The 14,187-nt window shown below is 30.2% G+C and carries 12 protein-coding genes; 7 read left to right on the top strand and 5 right to left on the bottom strand.

Going from position 1 to position 14,187, the window contains the following annotated elements; all coding sequences use genetic code 11:
• Positions 1 to 45 precede the first annotated feature (45 nt).
• The 3 genes from V5J73_RS08295 to V5J73_RS08305 all read right to left on the bottom strand — a co-directional run bounded on the left by V5J73_RS08295 (position 46) and on the right by V5J73_RS08305 (position 3,033).
• A complete protein-coding gene (locus tag V5J73_RS08295; protein ID WP_338644910.1) occupies positions 46 to 1,560 on the bottom strand; it encodes a PH domain-containing protein in 1,515 nt (504 codons plus the stop codon).
• The gene (locus tag V5J73_RS08300; RefSeq protein WP_338644911.1) at positions 1,560 to 2,081 is read right to left on the bottom strand and encodes a PH domain-containing protein; all 522 of its coding nucleotides are present in this window, start codon (positions 2,079 to 2,081) and stop codon (positions 1,560 to 1,562) included. Before V5J73_RS08300 ends, V5J73_RS08295 begins: the two co-directional genes overlap by 1 nt.
• A gap of 121 nt (positions 2,082 to 2,202) precedes the next feature.
• Positions 2,203 to 3,033 (bottom strand): 1,4-dihydroxy-2-naphthoyl-CoA synthase, encoded by an 831-nt coding sequence (locus V5J73_RS08305; RefSeq protein ID WP_338644913.1) that lies wholly within the window; start codon positions 3,031 to 3,033, stop codon positions 2,203 to 2,205.
• A gap of 258 nt (positions 3,034 to 3,291) precedes the next feature.
• On the opposite strand from V5J73_RS08305, the gene V5J73_RS08310 reads away from it, so the two are divergent.
• Both V5J73_RS08310 and V5J73_RS08315 read left to right on the top strand, forming a co-directional pair.
• A complete protein-coding gene (locus tag V5J73_RS08310; protein ID WP_338644915.1) occupies positions 3,292 to 3,417 on the top strand; it encodes a hypothetical protein in 126 nt (41 codons plus the stop codon).
• 659 nt (positions 3,418 to 4,076) lie between these two features.
• Positions 4,077 to 4,913 (top strand): hypothetical protein, encoded by an 837-nt coding sequence (locus V5J73_RS08315; protein ID WP_338644917.1) that lies wholly within the window; start codon positions 4,077 to 4,079, stop codon positions 4,911 to 4,913.
• A gap of 56 nt (positions 4,914 to 4,969) precedes the next feature.
• Here V5J73_RS08315 and V5J73_RS08320 read toward each other — a convergent pair whose 3' ends face one another.
• Positions 4,970 to 5,824: a CvfB family protein gene (locus tag V5J73_RS08320; RefSeq protein WP_338644919.1), complete on the bottom strand. Its 855-nt coding sequence runs from the start codon at positions 5,822 to 5,824 to the stop codon at positions 4,970 to 4,972.
• 460 nt (positions 5,825 to 6,284) lie between these two features.
• Between V5J73_RS08320 and V5J73_RS08325 the strand changes: the two genes are divergently transcribed.
• The 5 genes from V5J73_RS08325 (at position 6,285) to V5J73_RS08345 (ending at position 13,763) form a co-directional block, all read left to right on the top strand.
• Positions 6,285 to 8,477, top strand: a complete 2,193-nt coding sequence (locus tag V5J73_RS08325) for a hypothetical protein (protein WP_338644921.1) — start codon at positions 6,285 to 6,287, stop codon at positions 8,475 to 8,477.
• A 2-nt stretch (positions 8,478 to 8,479) separates the two neighbouring features.
• Positions 8,480 to 8,662: a DNA modification system-associated small protein gene (locus tag V5J73_RS08330; RefSeq protein WP_338644923.1), complete on the top strand. Its 183-nt coding sequence runs from the start codon at positions 8,480 to 8,482 to the stop codon at positions 8,660 to 8,662.
• Positions 8,659 to 10,755 carry a DNA sulfur modification protein DndD gene (dndD, locus tag V5J73_RS08335; RefSeq protein WP_338644925.1) on the top strand — a complete coding sequence of 699 codons (2,097 nt, stop codon included), beginning with the start codon at positions 8,659 to 8,661 and terminating at the stop codon, positions 10,753 to 10,755. Before V5J73_RS08330 ends, dndD begins: the two co-directional genes overlap by 4 nt.
• 2 nt (positions 10,756 to 10,757) lie before the next feature.
• Positions 10,758 to 12,332, top strand: a complete 1,575-nt coding sequence (locus V5J73_RS08340) for a DndE family protein (protein ID WP_338644927.1) — start codon at positions 10,758 to 10,760, stop codon at positions 12,330 to 12,332.
• Between the two features lie 78 nt (positions 12,333 to 12,410).
• A complete protein-coding gene (locus V5J73_RS08345; RefSeq protein WP_338644929.1) occupies positions 12,411 to 13,763 on the top strand; it encodes a M28 family metallopeptidase in 1,353 nt (450 codons plus the stop codon).
• A gap of 72 nt (positions 13,764 to 13,835) precedes the next feature.
• Here V5J73_RS08345 and V5J73_RS08350 read toward each other — a convergent pair whose 3' ends face one another.
• Positions 13,836 to 14,177, bottom strand: a complete 342-nt coding sequence (locus tag V5J73_RS08350; RefSeq protein WP_338644931.1) for a DUF2853 family protein — start codon at positions 14,175 to 14,177, stop codon at positions 13,836 to 13,838.
• Positions 14,178 to 14,187 lie beyond the last annotated feature (10 nt).

A 14,187-nucleotide genomic window follows, 5' to 3' on the forward strand; every position in this document is an offset into this window, starting at 1 on the left:
TATTGCGCAAACAACTTTAAACCTTACACTTTAAACCATTTTATTTTACATCCAATTACTATCAGAAGTTTCTATTTCGTACAACCAAAGGTTGACTTGTTGTTTTACTATTGAATAATTCGCTAACTGAAAAGCAATATTTCCTCCTGCAGTATGCAATGTTATGGAACCAATATTCAACTTTTTATGCCAGAAAAGCTGCGAAGTTGTAATTGCTTGTATTTTACTGGGCTCAATAATATCATTGCTGATGTCCCAAGCGCCACTTTGCTTTATTATAAAATTCTCGTGAATGAATAATCGGTTATTCTTAAATTTAAAATACTGTACGAGTCCAATAAAAGCAATATAAATGGGCACTACATACGGATATTCAAAAATCATAGGCTCAAGCCAATATCCAATCCCTAAAAATCCAAACAAAGGTAATCCTATTGAAAGAAAAACAGAAAAAATAAGTTTACGAAAATTAGGTTGCAACATCAACCCTTTTTCAGGAATTTTATGAAACAATAATCTCAATATCGAATCTCTCTCAGTCTCACTGCAGCCAGGAATTTCTATTAGCGACTTGCGTTCTTCTTTTTCTCCGCTTGTCGCTTGTTTGATTTTAAGTTCTAAAATCCCCATTTTCTTTTGGAAATAATTCCTTTTAACGGTCGTAATCTGAACTTTTTCAGGCTTGATAATAGTGCTTTTTGTGTTTAACAACCCAAAAGACAACAACAAAGACCCTTTTTGTCGGGTTATTTTGTAATCATAATATCTGAAAACAGTACGAATTACATTCACAACCAAAACCACTACAAACAACAACACTATCGATGTTAAAATAGTTTGCAGCACTAAGTTTTTATCGATGTACGAACCTACTTTTTCTTTATAAACATTGCTTTCGTCTCCAAAATTTTGAAAATTCTCGTAAATCGTACTAAAGAAAATCACTAATAAAGCTATACTTCTTCCATAATTAGACGTAATTCCAACTTTCAACAAACTCAAAAAACTGATTTTAATAAAAGGATGCGCGGCTTCAAATAGTTTTTGCTCAGTTTCCTCCAATGAAGTTTTTTCATTCCCAATTACACTCTTTATTGCCTCATTTTCCAATAAACGGAATTTCAACTCCAAAGCAAGTTCATGCGAAATCGCTTTGATGGCGCCTTCCTTTTTATTGCTTCCGGCTGTGTCTACATCCAATTCATAAACACTGACTAACTTTTGAATAAAGGACTGATTGATATTTACTTGTTGAATTTTACGAAGCTGAATCGCTGTTTTGGTTTTATTGAAAACGCCATCTGTAATGATAAATTCTTCGTTTTCGGCATCCAAAAAGAAAGTAAAATTCAGGTATTTCAAATAAGAAACAACTCCAATACTTACAAAAATGGTAAGCATTCCAAGGAAAAAATACAATTTATTAACCTCGTCAAACTTAAAAATCCAAATCACAATCATAGGCCACAACGCTCTGGCGTATTGCTGAAGCGTGTAAAAAAACATCACCAAAATCCCTATTGAAGATTGCCTTTGTGGTTGACTAAAATCAGCACTCATTATAATTGCTTTTGTATTTTACCCATCAACAATTGTTTGATATTTTCAGCTTGTTCTTTTTCGATTCCCGGAATTTCAATATCACTGGAACTTCCGCCAGCTGTAAAAATTTCAATTTTGGCCAGACCAAAAAAACGTGACATTAATCCTTCATGCAATGCCACATGCTGCACTCTATTATAAGGAATTACGATTGTATTTGTAGCAATTATTCCGTACCTAAAAAGCACATCGTGTTCTCTGAATGCAAATCCTTTTTTCTTAAATCCAATAATAGAAAACACTACCAACAAAACTGATAATATAGGAATAACGACACCTATGATCAACCAGACTCTTCCGGAAAACAGTTCGGGTTTAAACATGGAAACCAATATTGGAACAAGAATAAGTATGCCAATAAATAACGCCAAATTAATCAATACCACCCAAATGTATTTAGGATGCAAATTCGTAAAAGTCACTTCCTCAAATTTTGGAAGTTGGCGCGTATCAATCGTTTCGTTTGTGAAATTTTCCATTTTTTATTTTGTTTCAAGTTTCAAGTTTTAAGTTTCAAGTTCTAAACTTGAAACTTAAAACTTGAAACTTTTTTACCTTGTTTTGTGACTGAACACTAAAAACTGAACACTGATTACTGAATTACGGCAACCATTTTTTCTCAAAATTCGGCTTTCTTTTCTCGAGGAATGCATTTCTTCCTTCTTTAGCTTCTTCGGTCATGTAAGCAAGTCTTGTAGCTTCACCAGCAAAAACTTGCTGTCCCACCATTCCATCATCGGTAAGATTCATCGCAAATTTTAGCATTTTAATCGCCATTGGAGATTTTTGCAAAATTTCCTGAGCCCATTCGTAAGCCGTATCTTCTAGTTCAGCATGCGGAATCACAGCGTTCACCATTCCCATATCCATTGCGTCTTGTGCCGAATAATTACGTCCCAAGAAGAAAATCTCGCGTGCTTTTTTCTGTCCCACCATTTTAGCCAAATAAGCAGAACCGTACCCGCCGTCAAAACTCGTTACATCAGCATCGGTTTGTTTGAAAATCGCACGTTCTTTACTCGCCAAAGTCAAATCGCATACTACATGCAAACTGTGTCCACCGCCTACAGCCCAGCCCGGAACTACAGCAATAACAACTTTTGGCATGAATCGGATTAAACGTTGCACTTCTAAGATATTCAAACGATGCTGTCCGTCATCGCCCACATAGCCTTGATGTCCGCGAGCATTTTGATCGCCTCCACTGCAAAAAGAATACACACCATCTTTAGACGACGGTCCTTCGGCAGAAAGCAAAACAACACCAATAGAAGTGTCTTCTTGTGCATCATAAAAGGCATTATACAATTCGGCAGTTGTTTTAGGACGAAACGCATTGCGCACATCCGGTCTGTTGAAAGCAATTCTGGCAACGCCATTGCATTTCTTATAAGTGATATCTTCGTATTCTTTAGCAGTGATCCAATCCATTACAATTGATTTTAATTATTTTAGTGTAAAAATAAATCATTTTTTACATTTTATCTATTCTATTTCAAGAAGCTATGGTAATCCTTCTCTGATTAAAGCCTTTTAAACGTTAAAAAACAATTAAAAAAAAGCATTTTAACAGTAAGCAATTCAAATTATTTTTAATTTTAAATCAAGCTAATCAGATGAATACACAAATTATTTATCTGGATTAATTATTGATTCTTCACTGATTTATTAACCTAAAAAAAGAATGTATTGAATGCAATTAAAAATGTTGTCGCTCCTTTTTCTACGGTAATAACTTATAAAAAAAATATCAAAGCCCCGATAAAAGAGCTAATGATACTTCCATTTGCTACAGCAGTAAAAAATAAAAAGTAACACCGACGGTTCCATTAAAGATCTATTTTTCTTGTTCTTGCAAAAGTGAAACATTAATAAAATTGTTTTAGAAAATTATCTTCGAATATATTGAAAACCAACGGCCTTATTGTGAAATTATTTCTTAGCTAGAAAGCAAGTGAATGTACATTTAAAGACAAAACTATCTTTTAAAGTACTTACACTTAAGTTAATCTTATTAAAATAGTATCGAGGATACTATTACGCTTAGAAGTGGATAAAGCTACTTTGAACTTCAAAATTATTTTTTTAAATGCTGCTAGAAATAAATATTCTAAAACAGCATTAAAAAGAGAAAGACTAATCGCTACGATTAGTCTTTCTTTTTTTTTAGGACGTAACCTAATCCATGTTTCTAATCCATTTTTGTTTTTGTTAAACCATAATTGAAAAAATATTGTATTATGGGTTTTAATATAGTTTAATGACCTACAAAATAATCTAGACTATACCAACAAACTAATTTAGCCATTGAGTCCTTTCAATAACAAAACTTAAAAAAAGCTACAATAACACAAAATAAATATTTCTACCAAAGCTTTTAAATTTTTTCATCTTACTTTTACTATAAATTTATTATATTTACGATAGAGAACCACTTGCTTATCCTCTAGTTATTAACTTAGTACACTAAACGAATGGGAATTTGGAAAAAATATACTTCGGTTATAAAGAGTACTATCTTAAAATCTTTACATCAAAATAAAGATTTGAAATATTGGCGTGATGATATGTTCTCTAATATTATCATTTTCATCATACCCTTAAGTCTTATTGCATTAATCCCATCTATTATATGGGCATTAGACTCTGGATATTACATAATGACTTTCATTGATTTATTAAGTGTATTAATCATTGTAATAGTAGGCTTCAAAAAAGGGATAAAAATAAAATACCGAAAATTACTATTCATTGCCAATATTTACACACTAAGTTTCTTCCTTTTGTACTATGTTGGTATCAACAGTACTCTTTATCTACTCGCTTCCTGTTTTTTATCAGTTTTTGTATATCCATTTAAATACAAATACACACCTGCTCTTTTAAATGTATACATTTCTATCGTTTATATTCTTTTGTATTACTTAGATTTCATAACAATTCAAGACAAACACTTCAAAACGAATGAACTTTTTGCCGTTTTTTCAAACTTAATTTTTCTTAGTCTTTTAATATGTTCTTTGATTCCAAAACTATTTAAAGGGCTAGACGACCATTTCAAAGAAAGTATTCATTATGTAAAGAAAATAGAAAAACAAAACGACTTATTAAAAGAAATAACCTGGATACAGTCCCACGTAGTTAGAGCTCCATTATCCCGTTTACTAGCTATTGCTTATCATTTAAAAAACACAAGCACAACTGAGGAGGAAAAAATATTTTTTTTAGACAACCTAATTACTTCGAGCAACGAACTCGATGATGTTATTAAGGATATTGTACTAAAATCTGAAAATGTAAATAATACTTAATTTATTCTAAAAACAACTTCTACAAAAAAAAGCTAATCACATTGATTAGCTTTTTTTTACTCTTTAACCAAGTAAATTCCATCTTCCTTGATTTCGATTAACTTCTCTCGGTACAAAGCACCTATAGCTTTCTTAAAGGTTTTCTTGCTCATTTTCAAAACCGTTTTAATGTCTTCGGGATGTGAATTATCAGTCAACCTCAAGAAACCTCTGCTGGCTCTTAATTCATCCAGAATTTTTTCTGCATTCGGTTCGATACTTTGATAGCCTTGAACTTGCAATGCCACATCAATCTTATTATCCGGACGAATCGTTTTGATGTATCCTCTCATGCGGTCTCCCGTACGAATAGCATCATCATACACTTCATCTTTGTACAACAAACCTTTGTACTTTTCGTTGATGATAACATTAATTCCTAATTCAGTAATATGAGAAACTATTAAATCTACCTCTTCTCCTTTTTCAACCGTTAGGTGATCATTTTTTAAAAACTGATTCAATTTACTGGAAGCCACCAAGCGATTGGTTTTTTCGTCCATATAAAGATACACCAAGTAGCGTTTCCCTTTTTCCATTGGACGTGCCTGCTCTTTAAACGGAACCAAAATATCTTTTTCCATTCCCCAATCCATAAAAGCACCAATCTGATTGGTATAATTCACACGCAAAAGTGCGAATTCATTCAATAATATATAAGGCTCTAATGTTGTGGCAACGGGTCTTTCTTCGTGGTCCAAGTACACAAAAACAATCAACCCCTCACCTATTTCAAATTCGTTTGGAACGTATTTGTTAGGCAATAGAATGTCATGAATTCCTTCGGGATCTTTTTCTGGATTCCCCAGAAACAAACCCACTTTGGTATCGCGTAAAATGGTAAGCGTATTGTATTTTCCTATTTCAATCATTTTCTTTCAATTTCTAAAGCGCAAAGGTACGAAGTTTGAAAATAGTAAATTAAGAAACTGTCCACAAAAAAACAAAGCTCAAATTCGATGGATATATTCTTTTTTAGGAGCATAACTTTCCACTTTTTTCAAAACGAGTTGTCCCGCTGTCCGCAGTATCCACGCCCAAAAGCGAGGGATACTTACTTCCATCGGGGCTAGATTAGAACGTTTTGTTTTTCAGAATGAGTTATATTAGCAGTAGCTCAATAAATTTTATAAAAAATAATTCGTTTACGGAAAACCGTAAGGATACTAGATTAACATAAACGAATTTTACAAAAAGACAATACTAGTAAAAGCAATTTAATTAAAAAACTATTAATCAAATAACAATTTTGTTTTTCATTGCTTTTGTCCTATTTTTTTTATAATATTTGAAACGAAAGAAATTTAATTATTTTAAATACAAATGAATACAATGACTATTGAATCAATTTTTTTAAGAGGTGAAATATCTGTAAGATCTTACCACAGTTGTAGATCCTCAGAAATAGACACTATAGAAGAGTTGATAAAATATTATGAAAAATTTAATTCTTTTTTAAAATTAAGAATGTGTGGCGAAAAGTCAAATTTAGAGTTGATCAAAATATGTCAAATTTATTCTGACTGTTTTCAAAATACAGAAAATGGAGTTGCTGAGGAGAAATTAGACGATCTAAAAGACAAAATTTTAAAATTAAATCGCCTGCAAAGGCAAATTGTGAATCATCATATTTCTATTCAAATATCTAAACTTTCAGTTAGAAGTAGAAACGCTTTAATATTTTTTTTAGAAAAGGAGATCAATATAATTAATCTTTTTGACAGAATTTTTTCAAAAACCCATTTTAAATTTAATAGTATCGAAAATGTAGGCTTAGCATCAATCGGAGAATTGGAGCTTTTCACTAATGAAATTAAACTTTTTGTAATTGATATTTCTGAATTAACAGAAGAAAAAAAAATGACTGAATTACAGTTGAAATTATTTTTACAAAAAGAATTTAATAACTTAGAAATTCCAAGTGATTTAATATCTAGAAGTTCAATTTTCAGTTTAATTCAATTTATTATCAGCAAACATCTTGTTTTTGGTAAAAATGAAAGTTACATATTAGAAAACGCAATCAATATTTATAATAATTCAGTTCTTCAGAATTTAGATGAATTGAGTGAAAACATTCATCTAACTAGGGAAAGATGCAGACAAATAAGAGTCAAGATTTTAGACGAGTTGGAGTCGAAATTTTTATTTCTTACTAAATTTGATCAAAACTTATTCGTTGGATATAAAATTGATTTTAACGACCCATTTATTATAATTACTGATGAAATTGCTTTAAATATTAATTCATCAGATGAAACTAATTTTTCAAAACATTTCATAACTTTAATTTCATCTTTTTTTTATAATAACGAATTTGAATTATTAGGAAATCAAGACGATGTCTTTATAGCGAAAGATTTTAAAGCAAGAGCAAGACATAATTGGAAAAATTTATATTTAGTGAGTAAAATACTAAATACAAATTTTGACTTTGTCAAATTTATTGAAGACATAGAAATTAGGAATTTAGAATTTATCGACGAAACATATCAGTTTAATTTCAAAAGTTACCTCTCTAACTTCTTAAAATTAGATGATTTTAATTTATTAGAAATACTCGCTGATGTTTGTGAAAAATTATTAAATGAGGAATTTAATATTTATTTAAACATTGAAGAAAATATTGTTTTCGAAAGAAAAACATTTAAAACATTACCCGAATACGCTTTTGAAGCACTCGAAGTTTTAGGGAAACCTTCTCATATAGATGAAATTAACAATCAAATAAAAATATTGAAGCCTGATTACATAAATGTTATAAAAAACACAACTTTAAAAAGAGAATTTGGTTTTGTACCATTTGGCAGAGCCAGTATTTTTGGACTAAAGAAATGGGATACTGAAAAAGCAAATATAAAAGGGGGGACAATTAGAAGTATTGCTGAAGAATTTCTTTCTAAATATTCTGAACCAATGAATATAAAGGATATCGCAAAATTTGTATTAAAATATCGCCCAAAAAGTAATGAAAAAAGCATTATTTATAATTTAAAAATGGAAGATAATAATAGATTTGTTTTTTTTAAAAATGCCTTTATTGGACTTAAATCAAAAAAATACAACCTTGATAAATATTTACTATTGAAGGATAATGAAAAGATAACTACACGAACTTGGGAAGAAAATCTTCAAGAATTATTAAATTTTATTTCAAATAATAATAAATTACCATCATCTATTAATTGTCCCCTAGAAGAAGTAAGAATAAGTCGATGGCTTTATACTCAAAAAAGTAAAATTAATAGAGGGTTACTCGATAATTCACAAACTGAATTAATTATAGGAATAACTTCTAAATTTAACTTAAGAGATAATAAAAAAACTTTATTTAGAACTGATGGTTATAGAAGACTAAATGAATTTATTGAAAAAGAAAAAAGATTACCTTCAGCAAATAAAAATCAAGAAAGCCAATTATATGCTTTTTTCTATAAGCAAAGAAAACTATACGAAGATTCTAAATTAGATATAGAAGATGAGTTAAATTTTTTAGAGGTCGCTAAATTAATTCAAAATTTTTAAATATGAATGCTAAAGAAATAAAAATGGATCAAATCCAAAAACTAAAAGAAGAATGTGAAAACAAAGGAATTAGTTTCGATTCAATTCAAAAATTACTGGATTCTGAAAAAATAAAAAAGTTACAGAAAAGAAATCATTATATCCAACAAACAATTATTAATGAAATTGAAAAAGCAATAAAATGAAATTCAGCTCAATAAACATAGAAAATTTCAGACAATATTACGGTAATGTCTTTATCGATTTGGGTACAGAGCAAAACAAAAATATTGTTTTAATCGGTGGTAGAAATGGTTATGGTAAAACCAACTTTTTGATATCATTAGTTTGGTGCCTTTATGGTGAGAAAATATCTCAAGTTGATGAAAATTTCAAGAAAGAAATTCAAAAAGAAAAGAACTATTCTCAATTTATGAAACAATCTTTGAATTGGACAGCTACAAACGAAAATAATTGTTCCTTTTCAATTCAATTAAAAATTACTGACCTAGAACTTCCTGAAATAAAATTATTCAATAAAACAATTACAGGAATTGTTATTAAACGAGATTTTAATGTTCAAACAATGCAAGAAAATTTGTCTATTAAAGATGAGCTTTCTGGTGATGAGCTTTTTGAAGATAATGAAGACAAAATTAATTTCATTAATGATTATATCATACCCTTAGATGCAGCAAAATTTGTCTTTTTTGATGCTGAAAAAATTGCTGCAATGGCTGAATTGTCAACCAAAGAAGAAGGAAGCGTTTTGAATGATGCTTTAGGAAAGATACTAGGATTAGATATTTATGAAGATCTAATTGGAGATTTAGATTTATATTCAAACAATTTAAGAAAAGAGGGAGCAACTAAAAATATTCAAGATCAGATCAATGATAGAGAAAATGCAATAAAAATTAACCAAATTAATATTGATAAGATTGATGAAAATATTGCTGAACTAATCAAAGACCTTACTAATATAAAATTTAGAATTAAAGAATATGATAGCTTTATTAATCAAAACAGTAAAGGGAATGCAGTTCAATTCGATAGAGAAAGTTACTTAATAAGAAAAGAATTATTACAGCAAAAAGAAAGCGATCTTGAGCATGCTTTTAATGAATTAAGCGAACTTATTCCATTAGCAATATTAACAGGAAAATTAGAAGAAGTAAGTGAGCATCTTTTATTACAAGATCAAAATCAAATGTTAATCAATTCGTCTTCTGAAATTATTGGAAAAATTGATACCTTCATCGAGCGTCTTTTTAACCAGGCTCCGGAGCCTGTTAATAGTTCAATGACTCTAAGAGACAAAATGTTTTACTATGAAAAAGCACAAAATTTAAGTTCTGAATTATTTGAAGAAAAATCAGAACAAGTTGACCTTGAATTCGAACATGATTTAAATAATTCTGAAAAAAGCTTAATTAATAATGCAATAAATGCCGTTAATATTCAATCAAAAGAATTGTTTGAAAACACAATGGACAATTATAATACTATTAAAATTGAGCTAAAAGAAGTTAACCAAACTCTTAGTAAAATTGATTCAGATTTAGTTGATGATTATATCATTGAAAAAATGATTGAAAAAGAGAAGGCCGAAAGATCATTAAGTGAGAAAGATCAAAATATCGGTAGTTATATTGCTAATAAAGAAAAACTTAAGAAAGATATATCACGATTAAATCAGGAATATCATAGTTTGCTTCAAAAAGTTGAAGTCACACAGCTAAACAAAACAAAATTTCAAAAAACAAGAGAATATATAAGTGTATTACAATCATTTGTTGATTCACAGAAAAGAGCAAAAAAGGAAAGTTTAGAAAAAAACATTTTATCTGAATTGAAAAAATTATTGCACAAATTACAAGGAGAAGTTGAATCCTCAAAATTCATATCAGATGTGTCGGTTAGTATTTTACCCGATAATGGGGGAATGAAAATAACTTTATTTGATTCAAATGATAATGAGGTCAAAAAAGAAATTTTAGGCGCTGGTGAAAAACAAATTTATATTTCTTGTTTAATTAAGGCTATATTAAAAGAGTCTGTACAGAGTTTACCAATATTTATTGATACTCCACTAGGACGTTTAGATGATGAACATATTAAAAACATATTACTTTATTACTATCCAGACTTATCCGAACAAGTTGTGATTCTTTCAACGAATAATGAGATAACTCCACGCCGTTTTAAAGACATTGAACTAAATGTATCTAAAACTTATTTGTTAGAAAATGATGGAATAAGAACTAATGTTAAACCTGGTTATTTTAAAAGCGTTTAGTTATGATAAGATTTAAAATAGATAATGAGAATACTGATTTATTAGATAGAATAACGAATGTTTATAGTTTTAAAAGAGACACAATAGCGGCACGAATAGCCATTTCATTAAGCATAAATAAAGGATCTCATTTTGATCTAAGTGTTGAAAATATCCCATCAAACGGAAGAGAATATACACCTACGAGTAATTTTTTCGGTAAGATAATTGACACTACCGATAATTATATAATTTACAAAACAATTTTAGATCAACATTATCAAAGGATATTATCAGAAAATGACATAATTAAATTAATGAAATTTCATCTAGACGAAGGTCTGAATATCTGGAATAAAGAGTTAAACGAAAAATCAATTTCTAATGGTAGTCATATAGATTTCTTAATGAAAACTGTAAAAAACAGTTTGACACTGAGAAAAAATCTTGTAAAAATCAACACTAATACAAATAAGATTTCGGACGTTCCTGAGTTCAAAGATCCTTTATCTTTTATTATTGGTAATTACGAAGATGGTACTGATGTTGAAATTAAAATTAATGATTTAAGAGAGTTTGATAATAGGAATATTGCTATAGCAGGTATGGCAGGATCAGGTAAAACTCAATTAATGAAGGATATTTTATATCAGATTTCAAAAAATTCTAAAAACCAATTAAAGTTTATTTTCTTCGATTATAAAGGAGAAGGCAATCCGGAACAATTAAAAGCATTTTTAAATGCAACAGATTGTGAATTTATTGATATTGTAAAAGATGGCGGTATAAAATTTAATCCTTTTTCTTCTATTAGTTTAGATGAAAGAGAAAGACCTTTTAGTATAAATGCATTTGTTGATACTATTGCAACATTTGTTCCAGGCATTGGCGTTGTTCAAAAAAATAATTTAAAAACTATATTAAGGGAACTTCTTGATGATAAAAAAGGAGCATATCCAACAATAAATGAATTGTTTCAGAATCTTGAAGAGTATTATGAAACAAATAAAATTAAGCCAGATTCATTATATTCAGCTATACAAAATCTGACAGAAAATCTTTTTAATGTTAAGCAAGAAGATGTTCTGAAGAAAAGTCTTTATTTAAATTTACCTCCAAACCTATCCGATGTATTAAGACAATTATTAGTGTTTTTATTACTAAGATATTTCAATACACATTTTAGTTCTACAAATGATGTAGAGCCAGTTGATAATATTATTCCTTTGAGATATGTTATTGTTATAGACGAAGCTCATGTATATTTAAAGAATAAAAATGCAAGAAAGGCGTTGGAGGAACTACTGAGATTATTAAGATCTAAGGGCGTGGTTGTTGTAATGTTATCTCAAGGTGTTGAAGATTATAGAACAAAAGATTTTGATTTTGCTTCTCAAGTAAAACTCCCGATCTGTCTTAATGTTCAAAACAAAGATTACAAAATGATTGAGGCATTTTTAGGAACACCAAATAGCAAATACAAACTTGAAACAGAAATTAAAAAATTGGATTCCGGAAAAGGTTTAATTAGGCTAAATGATCCGAGAATTATTCATTTGAGACAGTTTTGGAAAACCATTAACAACGAGAATAATTAAACAATGCCTAAAACTTAATTTCGTTTATACTTTGTTTTTCTTTTTTACTAACTTTGAGAAAACTAAAAAAACCTATTAATGAAACCAACCTCAATTCTCTGTTTGTTCCTACTACTATTCATTTCTCATACCAATTACGCACAAACTACAGTCGATGATCCCGAAATAAAAAAAATGGTTGCCGAAGTAAAATCCGAAAACATGGAAGCTACAGTTCGAAAACTCGTATCTTTTGGAACCCGACATACATTAAGTGACACAAAAAGCAACACCCGCGGTATTGGCGCAGCACAACGCTGGGTAAAATCAGAATTTGATAAATATGCACTAGCTTCAAATGGAAGACTGACTTCTGTGATTGATTTTTTCACCATCAAAGCCGATGGAAGACGTATTGCCACCGACAGCCAATTGGGTAATGTAATGGCAACCTTAAAAGGAACTGACCCTACAGATGATCGTGTAATGATTATAAGCGGCCATTTAGATTCTCGTGCTTCGGATGTTATGGATGCTAAATCTGATGCACCAGGTGCTAATGATGATGCTTCCGGAGTTGCAGCGATGATGGAACTTGCCCGAATAATGAGCCAAAGAGAATTCCCTTTTACCTTAATTTTTGTAGCTGTTGTTGGTGAAGAGCAAGGATTGTACGGAGCCAAACATTTAGCCGATGTTGCCAAACAAGGAAAATGGAATGTTATTGCGATGATCAATAATGACATGATTGGAAACAGTTTATCCAGCGGTACTTTATTGCGTGATAATACTAAAGTCCGCGTTTTCAGTGAGACAATTCCATTTTTAGAAACGGAAGCGGAGTCAAAAATGCGTAAGTCAACCAATCGTGATAATGACAGTCCATCGAGACAATTAGCTCGATACATCAAAACGGTGACCAATCAATATGTAGAACAATTAGACATTAATTTAGTGTATCGCAACGACCGTTTCTTACGTGGTGGCGATCACACTCCTTTCAGTCAAAATGGATTTACAGCCATTCGTTTTTGTGAAATGAACGAAAACTACGATCACCAACATCAAAACGTGCGAAAAGAAAACAACATCCAGTACGGTGATTTAGCAGAATTTATGGACTTTGAATACATGAAGAAAGTAACATGTTCTAACTTGGCTACATTCAGCAATTTGGCTTGGTCCCCAAAAGCACCAACAAACGTAGGAATTGAAGTGAAGGACTTGACTAATTTCTCTACTTTAGTTTGGACCGCTCCTGAAGGGAAATCAGTTTATGGATATAACATTCTGATTAGAGAAACTTCATCACAACATTGGGAAAAAACAATTTTTGTAAAAGACACTAAAGCTGAAATCCCATATTCTAAAGACAATTTTTTCTTCGCTGTTCAAGCTGTAGATGCATTAGGACATTCCAGTTTACCAGTTTTCCCAATACCAATTCGTTAAACAATAATAAACAAAAAAGCGTTTGCCAAGGCAAACGCTTTTTTTATACATAAAAAATTTTAAATTTAAATATTAATTATAAATACTCTCTTTTTTGAAGTGAACTGTCAGTAAATAATAAATTACCACTCTATATTTATTTCTGTTGGAGCGACCGTATTTTTCCATAACGGCATCTATTGCAGCATCTAATTCCGGTCCGTCACTAAGTCCTAATTTCTTGATTAAGAAATTGTTTTTTACCGTATCTAATTCGGCTTGTTGACTTCCAGCCACAGTTGCTGAATCATCATTATAAATTGACGGTCCGCAACCAATGGTTACTTTTGTCAACAAATCCATGTCTGGATTTACACCACATTTGTCTTTCAAATCGGCAACATACTTTACAATTAATTCGTCTCTTGCACTCATAAATAAAAGT

The organism is Flavobacterium sp. KS-LB2 (genome assembly GCF_036895565.1).
In the GTDB taxonomy this organism is placed as follows: Bacteria; Bacteroidota; Bacteroidia; order Flavobacteriales; family Flavobacteriaceae; genus Flavobacterium.

Bases quoted from the DNA above. Each gene is read 5' to 3' on its own strand.
- V5J73_RS08295 (WP_338644910.1), bottom strand. From the start codon at position 1,560: ATGAGTGCTGATTTTAGTCAACCACAAAGGCAATCTTCAATAGGGATT.
- V5J73_RS08300 (WP_338644911.1), bottom strand. From the start codon at position 2,081: ATGGAAAATTTCACAAACGAAACGATTGATACGCGCCAACTTCCAAAA.
- V5J73_RS08305 (WP_338644913.1), bottom strand. From the start codon at position 3,033: ATGGATTGGATCACTGCTAAAGAATACGAAGATATCACTTATAAGAAA.
- V5J73_RS08315 (WP_338644917.1), top strand. From the start codon at position 4,077: ATGGGAATTTGGAAAAAATATACTTCGGTTATAAAGAGTACTATCTTA.
- V5J73_RS08320 (WP_338644919.1), bottom strand. From the start codon at position 5,824: ATGATTGAAATAGGAAAATACAATACGCTTACCATTTTACGCGATACC.
- V5J73_RS08325 (WP_338644921.1), top strand. From the start codon at position 6,285: ATGACTATTGAATCAATTTTTTTAAGAGGTGAAATATCTGTAAGATCT.
- V5J73_RS08330 (WP_338644923.1), top strand. From the start codon at position 8,480: ATGAATGCTAAAGAAATAAAAATGGATCAAATCCAAAAACTAAAAGAA.
- dndD (WP_338644925.1), top strand. From the start codon at position 8,659: ATGAAATTCAGCTCAATAAACATAGAAAATTTCAGACAATATTACGGT.
- V5J73_RS08340 (WP_338644927.1), top strand. From the start codon at position 10,758: ATGATAAGATTTAAAATAGATAATGAGAATACTGATTTATTAGATAGA.
- V5J73_RS08345 (WP_338644929.1), top strand. From the start codon at position 12,411: ATGAAACCAACCTCAATTCTCTGTTTGTTCCTACTACTATTCATTTCT.
- V5J73_RS08350 (WP_338644931.1), bottom strand. From the start codon at position 14,177: ATGAGTGCAAGAGACGAATTAATTGTAAAGTATGTTGCCGATTTGAAA.